Here is a 14,968-nt window from a genome sequence, read left to right as displayed (position 1 = left end):
CCGACCCTATGCCGCCAACCAGTGCCAGTAAAATGCAACACACCCCCATGATGCAACAGTACCTGCAAATAAAGCAGGCACACCCGAACGATCTGGTGTTTTATCGCATGGGGGACTTTTACGAACTGTTTTATCAGGATGCCAAACAGGCCGCGCGCCTGCTTGACATCACCCTGACCCAGCGCGGACAAAGCGCCGGTGAACCCATCCCCATGGCTGGCATTCCCTACCACGCGGCCGAAGGGTATATCGGCCGCCTGGTGCGCCAGGGCCATACCGTGGCCATTGCCGAACAAATCGGCGATCCGGCTACCAGCAAGGGGCCGGTGGAGCGTAAGGTCGTACGGGTACTGACCCCCGGCACGCTGAGCGATGAAGCCTTTCTCAGCGACCGGCAGGAAAGCTTGCTGGTCGCGGTCTGGCCCGGGCACAATGATTACGGACTGGCCGCGCTGGACATGGCCTCCGGCCGCTTTACTGTTCAGCTACTGAAAGACGGGGAAGCGCTGAGCGCGGAGCTAGAACGCCTGCGCCCGAGCGAATTGCTGTTACCTGAAGACCACCCGGCTCCTGAACTCATTACGCGCACGGCTATCCGTCACCAGCCCGTCTGGCTGTTCGATCTGGACAGCGCCCGTCAGGCGCTGACCCAACAAATGGGGACCCGCGATCTGAGCGGGTTCGGCGTCGAGGACATGCCGCTGGCGCTGCAGGCCGCCGGTTGCCTGCTCAACTACGCCAGCGATACGCAAAAAAGCGCCCTACCCCATATTCGCTCCATTGTCCCGGAACGCCAGGATGAAGCCGTCATACTGGATGCCGCCTCGCGCAGGAATCTTGAGATCGACATCAATGTCCGCGGCGAGGAAGACAATACGCTGTTCCAGTTAATGGACCACTGCGCCACGACCATGGGCAGTCGACTGTTGCGTCGCTGGCTAGGTCGCCCCTTGCGTGACCGGACCGAGCTGCAACATCGCCACCATGCCGTCACCACCTTGCTGACCGACTTTGTGTTTGAAGAGGTCAAATCAGCACTCAAGCCCATTGGCGATATCGAACGGGTTCTGTCACGCATCGCCCTGGGCTCGGCTCGGCCCCGCGACCTGATCCGCCTGCGCAGCACTCTGGCCCAACTGCCCGACCTGCAGCGCTTGCTGACCCCGCTCGACTCGCCCCGCCTGCAACAACTGCGCGACGACCTCAAGGAACAGCCTGTCTGGCTCGATACACTGGACCGCGCGCTGATTGACAACCCGCCGGTGGTGATTCGTGACGGCGGTGTCATAGCGCCTGGTTTTGATGAAGAGCTGGATGAACTGCGCGGGCTCGACACCAATGCCAGCGACTTTCTGATCCAGCTGGAAACCCGGGAGCGGGAGCGCACCGGCCTGAGCACCCTGAAAGTTGGCTACAACCGCGTCCATGGCTATTACATCGAGATCAGCAAGGCACAGTCTGCACAGGCACCGGTCGATTACAGCCGACGCCAGACGCTGAAAAACGCCGAGCGGTTCATTACCCCGGAACTCAAACAATTTGAAGACAAGGCACTCAGTGCCAAAAGCCGGGCGCTGTCGCGCGAGAAGTTCCTCTACGAGCAATTGGTCCGGTCGCTGGCCGACGACCTGCTTACCCTGCAGCAACTGGGTCGCGCCCTGGCCCAGCTGGATACCCTGATGGCGCTGGCTTCCTGCGCCGACCGCTATCAGTGGACAGCCCCTACCCTGAGCGACGACGCCGAACTGATCATCCGCGAGGGTCGCCACCCGGTCGTCGAGGCCGTCACTGAAACGCCTTTTGTGCCGAATGATCTGGAGCTGAACGGCGACATCACCCTGAAGGTAATCACCGGCCCCAATATGGGCGGTAAAAGTACCTACATGCGCCAGGCCGCTGTTATTGCGTTGCTGGGGCACATAGGCAGCTTTGTACCCGCTCGGGAAGCGCGCATCGGCAAACTGGACCGCATCTTTACCCGCATGGGTTCATCGGACGACATCGCCGGCGGGCGATCGACCTTCATGGTAGAGATGACCGAAACCGCGAACATTCTGCACAATGCCACGCCCAACAGCCTGGTCATCATGGACGAAGTCGGCCGGGGTACCAGCACCTTCGACGGTTTGTCGCTGGCCTGGGCCGCTGCCGAACACCTGGTGCAGCACACTCACGCCCTGACCCTGTTCGCGACCCATTATTTCGAAATGACCGCCCTGCCCGAGCACAACCGCCAGGCCAGCAACCTGCACCTGGATGCCACTGAGCACGACGATAAACTGGTGTTCCTGCATCGGGTGCAAGCTGGCCCGGCGAGCCAGAGTTTTGGTATTCAGGTAGCACGACTGGCAGGCGTACCGGACGGAGTTATCGCCAGTGCCCGCGCCAAACTGAGCGACCTGGAACGCGCACCCGCACGCCCGGAGCCTCGATCAGGCCGGGCAACCGATCCGGCCCCGGCACCCCAGCAAAATGACTTGTTCGCCGCGGAGACTCACCCATTGGTTGAGGCACTGCGCGAGCTTGATCTGAGCAGAATGACGCCACTGCAGGCTCTGAACTGGCTGGCCGAACAGCAGGAAAAACGGTAAGCTGCCGGTTTTAGAGCCATTAAAGTCTAAAAACACCATTTATATTCTAATTGGCTATAAAGCCTTGGGTATTTGGTCTTAGATCTCACTTGAGGGGGTCTGAACCTGCCACTAGAATACGCACACACTCAGCATCAGGTATTGGGAGAAGGGCCCGATGACATTCGTTGTTCTCGAGAACTGCATCAAGTGCAAATACACCGACTGCGTGGAAGTCTGCCCGGTGGATTGCTTCTACGAAGGCCCGAACTTTCTGGTCATTCATCCGGACGAGTGCATCGACTGTGCGCTGTGTGAACCGGAATGTCCGGCCGAGGCCATCCTCTCGGAAGATGAGGTACCAGAAGACCAAATTGAATTTGTAGAACTGAATGCCGAACTGGCAGAAGTTTGGCCCAATATTACCGAGCGAAAAGACCCGCCCGCCGATGCCGACGAACAAAACGGTGTACCCGGCAAGCGAGCAGCCCTGGCCCGGTAAACGGCTGACTGTTCCTCATAAAAAAAGCGCCCTGAGGCGCTTTTTTTTAGGCTTTGACTATTACTGAAATACCAGTCGCCGAGTCTATAAATTCAGGCGCCAAACAGTGCGGTGGCCGACAAACCCTGTTTTTCCATAATGTCACGCAAGCGCCGCAGGGCTTCTACCTGTATCTGCCTCACGCGTTCACGGGTGAGGCCGATTTCGCGCCCTACCTCTTCCAGAGTACTGGTTTCAAAACCGCGCAGACCAAACCGCCGTGCGACGACTTCCCGCTGTTTTTCGGACAGTTCATCAAGCCAGTGATCGATACTGAGCCGCAGGTTATCGTCTTGCAGGGTTTCGGACGGGTCTACCGATTTTTCATCGGCAATGGTGTCGAGCAAGTTCTTCTCGGAAGATGGCCCCAGGGGTGTATCTACCGAAGTCACACGTTCATTCAGCGCCAGCATGCGCTTCACGTCTTCAATGGGCCGCTCAAGCAGCTCGGCAATGTCTTCTGCCGTTGGCTCGTGATCGAGCTTTTGCGTCAGTTCACGGGCAGCGCGCAGATACACATTCAACTCTTTAACCACATGAATGGGTAAACGAATGGTGCGCGTCTGGTTCATGATAGCGCGCTCTATGGTCTGGCGGATCCACCAGGTCGCGTAGGTTGAAAATCGGAAGCCACGCTCCGGATCAAACTTTTCAACCGCGCGAATAAGACCGAGATTGCCTTCTTCAATCAGATCAAGCAGCGTCAGCCCGCGGTTGAGATAGCGCCGTGCGATTTTTACCACCAGCCGCAAGTTGCTCTCAATCATCCGCTTACGCCCCGCCGGCTCTCCTTTCTGCGCCAACCGGGCAAAATAGACTTCCTCTTCGGGGCTGAGCAGCGGTGAAAAACCGATTTCATTCAGGTACATCTGCGTCGCGTCGAGCGAGCGTTGCATGCCACTGAGATTATTGACGGCATCGCGAAATTCGGTGTCGGAATCGGCCTCGCAATCGAGCTCGGTGGCGTCATCCGCCTCCGCCTTCTCAGTGGCGCTGACCTCATCGTTGGGGGTATCGAGTAAATTGGTATACGGAGTGAACGTATCTTCTGCAATGTCAGAGTTGAGTTCCCGGAGTGCTGCCATAGTCATTCACCTGTGCGATATAGGGCATAAGCCCTGTGGCCGGAAAAAACCCGGTTACCGCCGAGGCAAAAACCTCATTGGATCGACGGGCTTACCCTCTTGCCGTATCTCGAAGTGCAGGCTGGGCTGGTCACCCTGCCTGCCCATTCGGGCAATGGCTTGCCCTGCGCTGACCTGATCCTGCTCCGCCACCAGCAATTCCTGATTGAATGCGTAGGCACTCAGTAGGGAGCCCTGATGTTCGAGGATGATCAGGTTGCCATAACCAGGCAAACCATTTCCTGCGTAGACAACGGAACCCGCTGCCGCCGCAACCACAGAATCTCCAATCTCACCGGTCAGATCAACGCCTTTACGATCGGACACATTAGAGTCAAATGTTCGCACTATTTTCCCATCGTGCGGCCACACCCAAGTTAACTGATTATTATTACTGGCATTTTCCGACGAAGAAGGCGCTGCTGCAATTCTCGGGGTCGAATTTGTAACAGTTTGTGAAGACGTGTTATTGACTGTAGGCCGAGACGGCGAAGGCGAGGTGGACGAACTCGACGGAGCGGGCGCTGCAGCGGATGGACTGGCCTCTCTGAGCGCCAACACCTGACCCGGATAGATGGTGTAGCGACTGTCAATGTCATTGGCAGCGGCCAGTCGCCGGAAATCAAGACCAAACCGAAAAGCGATGGAGTAAAGCGTATCCCCCCGACGGACCTGATACTGATCTGGGCGCGACTCGGGCGACGCCGTCCGGGCGTTTGACGCCGGTGAGGCCCCCGCAGGGCGGGACTGGACCACCGGCGAACGGGTATTGCTAATGCTCGAACCACGGGCGCTACTTCCCGCCGGCTCCAACGAACGGTAGGCACTGCTGGTGCAGCCCGCCAGCACCAGCAGAGTGCACAGGCATGTCCAGAAAATTGACGCCCCCCGTACGAGATTCGTCACGCTGGATTCCTTCTCAATATCGCTTTCATCCACCCCTCAAACGCCGTTCACAAAGCTGCAATATAGCCCAACCTTAATACAGGGTAATTTATTAGGTTTAATTAATCTAAAAACCGCCGAACGCAAGGTTAGAACCGAGTACTGCTTCATGTTTCTGATTTGACAAGCCCGGAACCGTCCGATTTAAGACTCAATAAGGTCACCAGCGCCGCCCCAATGATCGCTGCCAGCAGGGCTGTAAAAAACCAGGATGGCTGGCCAGACAGATTCACGTAGTTGTCCGGCATCAGCCATTGCTGATCGTGCTGCCAGGGCCAGACTTTCAACAAGGCGCCCAGCACAAACCCCAGCATGAACCCCATCACCCGATCGTGCCAGCGTGCCAGCACCCATTGCAAAAAACGGCTGAACACCAGCAAACCGATCAGGCAACCCAGAGCCACCCAGGCAATCGTGACCAGGTCCCGGGCATGAACCGCCTCTGTAATCGCGGGGTACAGCCCTAAAAGCAGCAAAATGAAACTGCCGGAAATACCGGGCAACAACATCGCCGATATGGCCAATGCTCCGCCTAAAATCAGTGTCAGGGGCGTAACTGCGAGCGCCATCTCGCCCAAAAAGGAAATACTCGCGGCGATCGCCGTTCCGGTAATGAACAGGCCAATATCGACTTTGCGCCAGCGATGCTCCTTCAACAACATGATCAGCGAGGCTACGATCAACCCGCAAAAGAAAGCCCACAATACTGGAGGTGCCTTGCTTAACAGCCACTGAACGAGATTCAGAACCGTTATCAGACTGACAATAATGCCGGCTCCCAGGCTGACCAGGAAGGCGCCATCAACCTCACGCCAGACCACGATGAATTCGCCTCGTCTGAGCAGTCCCAGCAGGCCTAACCGAAATGACGCCAGCGCGTTGATCAACCGCTCATAGATGCCGGTAATCAGTGCCATGGTACCGCCGGAAACACCTGGCACGGCATCGGCAGCTCCCATCACGACCCCTTTAAAAAACCAGCTCACAACTAACTTAATCACGCAGTATCTCCCTGCTCATGATATGGATCCCTTCAAGGCTGTATATCGACGGGCCAGATAGCAATACCTCAGAGTCGCAGCGCATCGGAATCGCCGGTCTGAATGCCCGCAAGCATAGGCACGAAGCGCACAGCTTCAATGCGGCGCTCGGTAAATTCATCACCCTGGCGCTCCACCACGGTCAAAAACTGCTCCTCGGTACCCACCGGCAGAATCAGCTGCCCGCCATCGGGGACCAGTTGATCCAGCAGGGATTGCGGAGCCGTTTCGGGGGCCGCCGTCCCGATAATGACATCAAACGGTCCTGCGTCGGGCCAACCAAGGAAACCGTCATCGAGCTTCAGGCGTACGTTATACAGTTTTTGCAAACGCAGCCGCTCTCGAGCTTTCAATTGCAACGGTTTGATGCGCTCTACCGAGTAGATTTCATCCACCAGATGCGCTAAAACCGAGGTCTGAAACCCGGAACCGGTGCCAATTTCAAGAATGCGCTCATGGTGGGGTGCAGCCAGCACCAGCTCGCTCATGCGTGCGACAATATAGGGTTGCGACAGGGTCTGACCGTAACCGATGGGTACCGCAATGTCTTCGTAGGCTTTATGGCCCAGGGCCTCATCAACAAAGATGTGCCGAGGGACCTTCATAAAGCAATCCATGACCCGGGCATCACGAATGCCCTTGGCAAAGAGTCGCTCAATCAGACGCTGGCGAGTCCGCTGGGACGTCATGCCGATACCGGACAGATTCACTGAGACTCCTCCTCACGCCAGTCTGACAGTTCACGCAACAATGCCGTAGCGTAACTGCCAGCCGGCAAAAAGAAACGGAATTGCGGATTCGTTCCCTGCCAGTCAAGCTGACCCTGCTCCGGATAAACCCGCAACTTGCGCAAGCTGCGCTGAATGCGCAGCCGTATCAGCGCTTGCGTCCATTCTGACTGCTGCGCCAGCATAGGCGCTTCGCGTTCATCGAGCAGAGAAAAGATTTCCGTTTGCTCACCGGGCAAACTCGCGCTTGGCGATAACTGACCCGATGCTACCCGCGACCATTCACTTTCGGTCGGCTCCAGACATTCAAACCCCCGTTTGCCTTCCTTGAATTGCAGGAAATCACCGGGGAGCAGCTGGTTCCAGGTACCCTGCTGCACTCGCTCGGCCAACAAGTGATTGAACAGTAAGCTGCGCATCGCAGACACATGAATGCCCTGCTGCCCTCGGGGTAACCGGCCCTCACCGCGTATCCAGGCCAATGCCCGGCTTAAATTCTGACCCTGGTCACCAAACCGTTGCGGACCAAAGTAATTCGGGAACCCCTGATCAACCAGTATTTGCCAGCGGTGTGCCAGGGCATTGGCATCCCCTTGCCAATCGCGCAGCCTGATCACGAAATGATTGCCAATCAGTTGACCGGTACGCAACTTGCGTCCATGTCGTTTGAGCGACAGCACCCGAACACCGTCCATAATCAGCGGTTCTGAGGGGTCCGGTTTACCGGGCAGATGCAGGGAGAAGGTCTGGCGAGTTACGGCATGGCGGTCTTTTAAACCCGCGTAACTGACGTCCCTTGGGGGAATACCCGCCCAGCGAGCCAGTTGCTTGCCAAGCCAGGCGGTATTCTGGCCGGTTTTTTCCAGGGTGACCCATAAATGTTCGCCCTCGCCAGAGGCTGTCTCTGGCAGGGCCTCCTCAACGTAAAAATCAGCCGGTTCGGCTTTTAACCGCCCCGACCCGACAACATCACCCCAGGCTCTGGGCCACTGCGGCAGCTCCATCAGGACACCACCTCCAGCAGGCATACCGCCTCGGTGGCGATACCCTCCTTGCGGCCGGTAAAGCCCAACTTCTCGGTGGTTGTCGCCTTGATGTTTATCTGACCCGGGTCACACTGCAGCGTTTCGGCAATGGTCAGTTTCATAGCGCCCTTGTAGTCGCCCAGGCGAGGGGCCTGGGCAATGACAGTGACGTCCAGATTCACCAGCCGGTAACCCAACCCGGTTATGCGATGATAGACATCCGTCAGCAAAGCACGGCTATCTGCCCCGGCCCATTGTGCATCCGTATCCGGAAACCATTCGCCAATGTCACCCAGTGCGGCAGCGCCCAGCAGGGAGTCGGCGATGGCATGCAACACAACGTCGCCGTCGGAATGCGCCAACAAAGGATGCTCCGCCGGTACTCGCACGCCACCCAGCGTTATGTCCATGGGACCGGCATTCAGGTCGAACCGGTGTACATCAAAACCATGGCCTATTCGCATGCCCTGCTTCACTCCAAGTAATCGCTGATAAAAAGCTCAGGTCGGCGTCAGCCGACCCTGTTGTTGCAGATAAAACGCCACCAGGGCCAGATCGTCCGGGTGCGTTACCTTGATGTTATCGCCACTGCCGCTGACCAGACCCACCGGGTCACCCATCCACTCCATCGCCGAGGCTTCATCGGTCAGGGGTACGGCATTGGCCAGACCCAGGGACAAGGCACGATATAAGCGCCCGAATCGAAAGCACTGAGGCGTCAGGGCGGCCCATAACTGCCGTCGGTCAACCGTCGAGACCCGGTCGCCCTGCATACGTTTTATGGTGTCTGTCAGTGGGCGCGCCAGCGAGGCGCCCCGGCCTTCAGACTGGCAATGGTCGAGCAAGGCCAGAATATCTGCGCGGCGAACGCAAGGACGTGCAATATCATGCACCATCACCCAGTCATCATCCGCTGCGTTCATGGCAGCCAGCCCGGCCAGAACCGAGTCGGCGCGCTCGGCCCCTCCCTTCACACAGTTCAGGCCCGGATAGCGCGCCGCCAAAGCCCGGCCTCGCTCGTCGTTACCCGACAATACCAGTATGCGTTCGCCCTGAAACGGCACATCCTTCCAGGCATCGAGCGTCCATTCCAGCAGCGTTTTGCCGGCCAGCAGGGTGTACTGTTTGGGGTGTGGCTGGCCAAACCGCTGACCAACGCCAGCGGCCGGGAATACCAGGTGTACTCGGGAGGGATCAGTCAGGTTCATAACATCCAAATCAGCGGCCACACCGCTTTATTCGGCAGGTATGACGTAGAAAACCTCACCCGGCCTGATCAGCCCGAGGTCACTTCGACCCAGTTCCTCGACCGCATCAAGCCCGGACTTCAGATCGGCAACTCGGGCACTCAAAACCTCGTTGCGTGCCCGTCGCTCGGCATTAATGCTTTCCTGGGCGGCCACATCCGCTTCCAACCGACTCACATCGACCCAGCTGTTTTCGCCCAACCACCAGCGGAATTGCAACATCACCAGCAACACCAGCAAGCCAATTTGCAGCCAGCGCAGCGGGTTCTTGCGTTGCAGTTGTGGCACAGCCGTGGCTTTCAACGGTCCGGTTCTCTCTATTGGCCACTCAGCAGTGGCAATGGGTAATGACCCCAGGGTTTCAGGGGAGGCACCTATTGGGCATCATTGTACAACTCTGGCGGCATTCTGACTCAAACAAAAAAGGGGGCCAAGCCCCCTTTTTGCATTTACCGCTCAATTTCCGCCAAAACGGGCATTAAAACGGGCTCAGCCCTGGCCTTTGATCTCTTTAAGACCGTTATAGATGGCCTTGTCACCCAATTCCTCTTCAATACGCAGCAACTGGTTGTACTTGGCAACACGGTCAGAACGGCACAATGAGCCGGTCTTGATTTGACCAGCCGCGGTACCGACCGCCAGGTCGGCAATGGTGGCGTCTTCGGTTTCACCTGAGCGATGCGAAATGACGGCGGTGTAACCGGCATCCTTGGCCATCTTGATGGCGGCCAGCGTTTCGGTCAGTGAACCAATCTGGTTGAACTTAATCAGAATCGAGTTGGCGATGCCCTTGTCGATGCCTTCCTGCAGAATTTTGGTGTTGGTCACGAACAGGTCGTCGCCCACCAGTTGAATCTTGTCGCCCATCAGGCGAGTCTGATAGGCAAAGCCGTCCCAGTCAGACTCGTCCAGACCATCTTCGATCGAGACGATGGGGTACTCTTGGGTCAACTGCTGCAAGTAGTTGGAAAACTCTTCAGAGGTGAAGACCTTGCCTTCGCCCTTGAGGTTGTACTGGCCGTTTTCATAAAACTCGGAGGCCGCGCAATCCATCGCCAGCGTGATGTCTTTACCCAACTGGTAGCCAGCCGCTTCAACCGCTTCTTTAATGGCCGCCAGCGCGGCTGCATTGCTTTCCAGGTTCGGTGCGAAGCCGCCTTCATCGCCCACAGCGGTGTTCTGACCCTTGGCGTTCAGCACTTTTTTCAGGGCATGGAAGATTTCAGCACCCATGCGCAGTGCTTCGCTGAACGATTTCGCGCCCACCGGCTGCACCATGAATTCCTGAATGTCGACGTTGTTATCGGCATGCTCACCGCCGTTGATGATGTTCATCATCGGTACCGGCAGGCTGTACTGGCCCGGTGTTCCGTTCAGGTCGGCGATGTGTACATACAGTTCAACGCCTTTAGACAGTGCTGCCGCCTTAGCAGCCGCGAGAGAGACCGCCAGAATGGCGTTGGCGCCGAAGTTGGATTTATTCTCGGTGCCGTCCAGTGTGATCATGGTGGCGTCGAGACCAGACTGATTCAGGGCGTCAAAGCCGAGCAGTGCGTCGCGGATCGGGCCGTTAATGGCGGCCACCGCTTTCAGTACGCCCTTGCCGAGGTAACGGCTTTTATCGCCATCACGCAGCTCCAGCGCTTCGCGGGAACCGGTAGAGGCACCAGAGGGTGCGCAGGCACGGCCACGAATGCCGCCTTCAACAATAACGTCCGCCTCAACGGTCGGATTACCGCGTGAATCGAGCACCTCACGTGCTTTGATGTCTAGAATCTTGGCCATCTGTGACTCTCCTGATTGTTCAATAAGCCGTGTTGTGGCGCCCGAGCCTTAACTGCCGCAGTGTCACACCGGCTTTTCAGTTGTGACTCTACCCAAGTCTCGACCGCTCAAAAATGTAGTTTTATTACAAAACGGACAGCGCCGGATTATAGGGGAAAACCCTCCAAATACCACCCCTCACCACCCTGCATTACTTCGCCATAGCGCGCACTGCGCCAATGAAACCACTGAACAAACCGTGGCCATCACGGGGTGTGGAGGTGAATTCAGGGTGAAACTGGCAGGCCACAAACCAGGGGTGATCGGGCACTTCGATGATTTCAACCAGGGCTCCATCGACGGAGCGACCGGCGATGATCAGACCCGATTTTTGTAAGTCTTCTACATAATGGTTATTCACTTCGTAGCGATGGCGGTGGCGCTCAACAATACGCGGCTTGCCATAACAGGCTTCTGAGCGGGAGCCTTCGGTCAGCATGCACTCCTGCCCGCCCAGCCGCATGGTACCGCCAAGGTCGGTTTTGTCATCGCGTTCGACTTTCTTACCGTCGGCTTCAATCCATTCGGTGATCAGACCGACCACGGGGTGGCGGGTCTGGCGATCGAATTCAGTGGAATGCGCCCCGTCGAATCCCGCGACGTTGCGGGCGTATTCGATAACGGCGACTTGCATCCCCAGGCAGATGCCGAGGTAAGGGATTTTGTTTTCACGAGCGTACTGCGCGGTGGCAATCTTGCCTTCCACGCCGCGGTAACCAAAGCCACCCGGCACCAGCAGTCCCTGCACACCGGCCAGGCAGTCGGTGCCCTGTTTCTCGACCTCTTCGGCGTCGATAAAGCGGATGTTGACCTTGGTTCGCGACCGGATGCCGGCGTGATCGATGGCCTCGATCAGCGATTTATAGGCATCCAGCAATTCCATGTACTTGCCGACCATGGCGATGGTGACTTCCCCATCCGGGTTGAGCTTGCGATCGGTGACGTCTTCCCAGTCGGCTAAATCCGGCTGCGGGCACTCCAGACCGAATTTTTCAACGACAATGTCGTCCAGTCCCGAGCGGTGCAGCATACCGGGAATGCGGTAGATGGTATCGGCATCCGGCAGGGGAATAACGGCGCGCTCTTCGACGTTGGTGAACAGGGATATTTTACGAAGTTCGCTCTTGCCAATCGGACGTTCGGAACGACACACCAGGATGTCGGGCTGCAGACCGATGGTGCGCAACTCTTTGACCGAATGCTGGGTAGGTTTGGTTTTCACTTCACCGGCGGTGGCAATGTAAGGCACGAGCGTCAGATGCATCGACAGTGCCCGGCGACTGCCTAGTTCAACTTTCAGCTGGCGCACGGCCTCAAGAAAGGGCAGCGATTCGATATCGCCCACGGTGCCACCCACTTCCACCAGGGCGACATCGGCATCACCGGCGCCTTCAATGACGCGGCGTTTGATTTCATCGGTGATGTGCGGAATAACCTGAACCGTACCGCCGAGGTAATCGCCACGGCGCTCTTTGCGCAGCACATCCTGATAAATTCGGCCGGTGGTGAAGTTATTGCGCCGGGTCATGGTAGTACGGACAAAGCGTTCGTAGTGGCCAAGATCGAGGTCGGTTTCAGCACCGTCTTCGGTCACGAAGACTTCACCGTGCTGAAACGGGCTCATGGTGCCCGGGTCAACGTTGATGTAGGGATCCAGCTTGAGCATTGTCACCGACAGCCCCCGCGCCTGGAGAATGGCGCCCAGCGAGGCCGATGCGATGCCCTTGCCCAATGAAGACACCACACCGCCGGTGACAAAAATATAACGCGTCATAATAGATCCCATCCGATAGTCGCAAAGTTGGTCTGCCGCAAGCAACCCCCCAACACAACGCAAAAGCCCGCCCGATGGCATTTTCACTGGCCATAAGACGTGTTGCGGGTGTGGGAATTTGTGCGACTTAAGATGGGAGGCCAGATTAGCAAAAAAGCCTCACTGCCTCAATCTTTAATCGTCGCCATTGTCGTGCCGGGAAGGGCCTGTTGGTTTGGATGATTGCCAGTCTACCACCCAGCCCGGCTCGCCGGAGTCTGCCTGCCAGGCAAGGTCCACCGCCAGGTTGGCAACGGCAATGAGCTGGTCGCCGGAAAACAACAGCGGCACCCGGTCGCGCTGCCAGGGCGGCAGCCGGTATTCCTGCAGCAGGCGCTTCAGGTCCCGCCGCGCCGAACGCCCGGCTGGCCATAGCGATTCCCCCCCCTGGCGCAATTGCCAGCGCCAGCCAGCCGGCTCGCCCCGGAGCCGTCCAGGCTCGTCAGCTGCGCGTCGTAATCGCAGCCAGCCAATCCCCGGCCAGTGCTGCCAGTCTTCACTGACCGCACAAGGCGAGTCAGAGGGCTCTACCGGGTTGGGAACCCAATACAGCGCGGTTCGAAAACGCCGGACTGACCCGTCACCCAGAGCGACTTCAGGCTGGGCATCCACCCGGGCATTAACCACTTCGCGGACGATGCGTTGCAGTGCCGCTTCACTGGGGGATCTCACATTCTGCCGGTACAGCCAGCGGTGAATCAGCGCCTGCACCTGCTCCGCCGACCAATCGTCCAGCTGCACGGCTTTCAGGGCGCCATCATGCGCCAGCCGATGCTCCAGTTCGAGGTCGAGCTGGCGTTGCTGTTCACGGGCAGCCTGATCGAGGTGCCCGAGTGACCGCGATAGCGTCTGTCGGTACTGGGGCCAGCGCGTGGCAATGAGCGGCAATACCTGCTCACGCAGAAAATTGCGATCAAAACGCACATCGCTGTTGCTGTCGTCGGTTATCCAGTGCAGCCCCAGCTGCCGGGCCCGGTTCTCGATGCTTACCCGAGAGGTCGTCAGCAGGGGGCGCAACATCAGCCTCTGTTGCCGACTCGTTTGATCCGACATGGCCGACAGACCGGTCAAACCACTGCCCCGCAGCAGTCGTAACATGAAGGTTTCCAGCTGATCATCCAGGTGATGCCCGAGCCAGAGGCTATGGCCCGGGGGCACCCGACTCAGGAAAATGCGGTAGCGTGCTTGTCGTGCTGCCGCTTCAAGCCCCTCACCCTGGGCCGAGACCGCCACCGAATGCGCTTCGAAGCCACAACCAAGTGCTGCGCAGTACTGTGCACAATGCGCTTGCCAGTCGTCAGCCTGGGGGCTGAGGCCATGATTGATGTGAAGGGCAATAACGTCGCCGGGTGGCAGCCGACTGCAGAGTTCATGCAAGACCAGCTGCGAGTCGACACCACCACTGTAGCCAACAAAGACCGGTCGCTCAGTACAGTCGGACAACCAGGCATCAAACCGTTCACCGGCGGCGTAACCACTCCCGGTCATGCCATCTCCATGTCGGCCAGACCCCAGCGATAGCGCAATTTCTCACGGTCTCCGCGACGCCACAGTTCGGTACCACGAGGCACCGACACCCGCTCAACAAAGCGAGCACCAATGCGTTCGCAGGTGCGCACAGAAGCAATGTTGTCGGGGTTGCAGGTAATCCAGAGTTCTGTCATGCCGTGATCGAGTGCGACCGTTCGAATCAATTCGCAGGCTTTGGCAGCGTAATGATGGCCTCGGTATGGGCGGTCGATGCCATACCCTATCTGACCGGCATAGGTTACCAGGGCCGGTGTATCGCCCACTCGCAGATCAATCTGGCCAATCAGGGTGCCATCGTGCAGCACGACGTCGAACAGGTAGGCAGGTGCCCCTTCGAGTGCGCGCGCGCCTTCCAGATAACGGTTGAGCAACAGCGCAATGTCGTCTGAGACCAGGGGGTCGTAGTGTCGAAACGCAAAGGAATAAGCCGCCGTCATCTGTTTCTGCCATGCTGGGATCTGTCATCCGGGCTTTGGCGACCGGAGCCGTTACGATAATACGAACCACGGCCGGTTGCAGACCAAAGCTAAAACGGCGTCGCCCGACGCCGCCTTGAACAGCTTAGTTGCTTTGCAAGCCTG

Annotated in this window: 14 protein-coding genes; 2 read left to right on the top strand and 12 right to left on the bottom strand. The window is 57.9% G+C overall.

What is annotated here, in order from left to right; all coding sequences use genetic code 11:
• Positions 1–8 precede the first annotated feature (8 nt).
• Positions 9–2,591, top strand: a complete 2,583-nt coding sequence (gene mutS / locus EP166_RS00380; RefSeq protein ID WP_164743854.1) for a DNA mismatch repair protein MutS — start codon at positions 9–11, stop codon at positions 2,589–2,591.
• Between the two features lie 157 nt (positions 2,592–2,748).
• Entirely contained in the window at positions 2,749–3,072 is a 324-nt protein-coding gene (gene fdxA, locus EP166_RS00375; RefSeq protein ID WP_127554848.1) for a ferredoxin FdxA, read from the top strand.
• A gap of 92 nt (positions 3,073–3,164) precedes the next feature.
• Here fdxA and rpoS read toward each other — a convergent pair whose 3' ends face one another.
• The 12 genes from rpoS to EP166_RS00315 form a co-directional block, all read right to left on the bottom strand.
• Positions 3,165–4,196 (bottom strand): RNA polymerase sigma factor RpoS, encoded by a 1,032-nt coding sequence (gene rpoS, locus EP166_RS00370; RefSeq protein WP_246026189.1) that lies wholly within the window; start codon positions 4,194–4,196, stop codon positions 3,165–3,167.
• Between the two features lie 54 nt (positions 4,197–4,250).
• Positions 4,251–4,562: a peptidoglycan DD-metalloendopeptidase family protein gene (locus EP166_RS21400; protein WP_246026188.1), complete on the bottom strand. Its 312-nt coding sequence runs from the start codon at positions 4,560–4,562 to the stop codon at positions 4,251–4,253.
• 725 nt (positions 4,563–5,287) lie between these two features.
• Positions 5,288–6,181, bottom strand: coding sequence for a DUF368 domain-containing protein (locus tag EP166_RS00360; protein WP_127554847.1), 894 nt, complete (start codon positions 6,179–6,181; stop codon positions 5,288–5,290).
• 68 nt (positions 6,182–6,249) lie between these two features.
• A complete protein-coding gene (locus EP166_RS00355; protein WP_342775565.1) occupies positions 6,250–6,930 on the bottom strand; it encodes a protein-L-isoaspartate(D-aspartate) O-methyltransferase in 681 nt (226 codons plus the stop codon).
• Positions 6,927–7,952, bottom strand: a complete 1,026-nt coding sequence (gene truD, locus EP166_RS00350; protein WP_164743767.1) for a tRNA pseudouridine(13) synthase TruD — start codon at positions 7,950–7,952, stop codon at positions 6,927–6,929. Before truD ends, EP166_RS00355 begins: the two co-directional genes overlap by 4 nt.
• Entirely contained in the window at positions 7,952–8,437 is a 486-nt protein-coding gene (gene ispF / locus EP166_RS00345; protein WP_127554845.1) for a 2-C-methyl-D-erythritol 2,4-cyclodiphosphate synthase, read from the bottom strand. The genes truD and ispF overlap by 1 nt, the downstream gene beginning before the upstream one ends.
• A 36-nt stretch (positions 8,438–8,473) precedes the next feature.
• Entirely contained in the window at positions 8,474–9,181 is a 708-nt protein-coding gene (ispD, locus tag EP166_RS00340; RefSeq protein ID WP_220432461.1) for a 2-C-methyl-D-erythritol 4-phosphate cytidylyltransferase, read from the bottom strand.
• A gap of 27 nt (positions 9,182–9,208) precedes the next feature.
• The gene (locus tag EP166_RS00335; RefSeq protein WP_246026187.1) at positions 9,209–9,523 is read right to left on the bottom strand and encodes a septum formation initiator family protein; all 315 of its coding nucleotides are present in this window, start codon (positions 9,521–9,523) and stop codon (positions 9,209–9,211) included.
• A 186-nt stretch (positions 9,524–9,709) separates the two neighbouring features.
• Positions 9,710–11,005 carry a phosphopyruvate hydratase gene (eno, locus tag EP166_RS00330; RefSeq protein ID WP_127554844.1) on the bottom strand — a complete coding sequence of 432 codons (1,296 nt, stop codon included), beginning with the start codon at positions 11,003–11,005 and terminating at the stop codon, positions 9,710–9,712.
• A gap of 190 nt (positions 11,006–11,195) precedes the next feature.
• Positions 11,196–12,818 (bottom strand): CTP synthase, encoded by a 1,623-nt coding sequence (locus tag EP166_RS00325; protein WP_127554843.1) that lies wholly within the window; start codon positions 12,816–12,818, stop codon positions 11,196–11,198.
• A 174-nt stretch (positions 12,819–12,992) separates the two neighbouring features.
• A complete protein-coding gene (tilS, locus tag EP166_RS00320; RefSeq protein WP_127554842.1) occupies positions 12,993–14,345 on the bottom strand; it encodes a tRNA lysidine(34) synthetase TilS in 1,353 nt (450 codons plus the stop codon).
• Entirely contained in the window at positions 14,342–14,824 is a 483-nt protein-coding gene (locus EP166_RS00315) for a GNAT family N-acetyltransferase (RefSeq protein ID WP_127554841.1), read from the bottom strand. Before EP166_RS00315 ends, tilS begins: the two co-directional genes overlap by 4 nt.
• Between the last annotated feature and the right edge of the window lie 144 nt (positions 14,825–14,968).

Origin of the sequence: Saccharospirillum alexandrii (assembly GCF_004000275.1) — a bacterium.
GTDB lineage: Bacteria > Pseudomonadota > Gammaproteobacteria > Pseudomonadales > Natronospirillaceae > Saccharospirillum > Saccharospirillum alexandrii.
This window is presented reverse-complemented; position numbering and strand designations above follow the sequence as displayed.

What these genes read in the sequence shown, in the direction of transcription:
- EP166_RS00325 (WP_127554843.1), bottom strand. Translation starts at nt 12,818, where the DNA reads ATGACGCGTTATATTTTTGTCACCGGCGGTGTGGTGTCTTCATTGGGC.
- fdxA (WP_127554848.1), top strand. Translation starts at nt 2,749, where the DNA reads ATGACATTCGTTGTTCTCGAGAACTGCATCAAGTGCAAATACACCGAC.
- rpoS (WP_246026189.1), bottom strand. Translation starts at nt 4,196, where the DNA reads ATGGCAGCACTCCGGGAACTCAACTCTGACATTGCAGAAGATACGTTC.
- tilS (WP_127554842.1), bottom strand. Translation starts at nt 14,345, where the DNA reads ATGACCGGGAGTGGTTACGCCGCCGGTGAACGGTTTGATGCCTGGTTG.
- truD (WP_164743767.1), bottom strand. Translation starts at nt 7,952, where the DNA reads ATGGAGCTGCCGCAGTGGCCCAGAGCCTGGGGTGATGTTGTCGGGTCG.
- mutS (WP_164743854.1), top strand. Translation starts at nt 9, where the DNA reads ATGCCGCCAACCAGTGCCAGTAAAATGCAACACACCCCCATGATGCAA.
- ispD (WP_220432461.1), bottom strand. Translation starts at nt 9,181, where the DNA reads ATGAACCTGACTGATCCCTCCCGAGTACACCTGGTATTCCCGGCCGCT.
- eno (WP_127554844.1), bottom strand. Translation starts at nt 11,005, where the DNA reads ATGGCCAAGATTCTAGACATCAAAGCACGTGAGGTGCTCGATTCACGC.
- EP166_RS00315 (WP_127554841.1), bottom strand. Translation starts at nt 14,824, where the DNA reads ATGACGGCGGCTTATTCCTTTGCGTTTCGACACTACGACCCCCTGGTC.
- ispF (WP_127554845.1), bottom strand. Translation starts at nt 8,437, where the DNA reads ATGCGAATAGGCCATGGTTTTGATGTACACCGGTTCGACCTGAATGCC.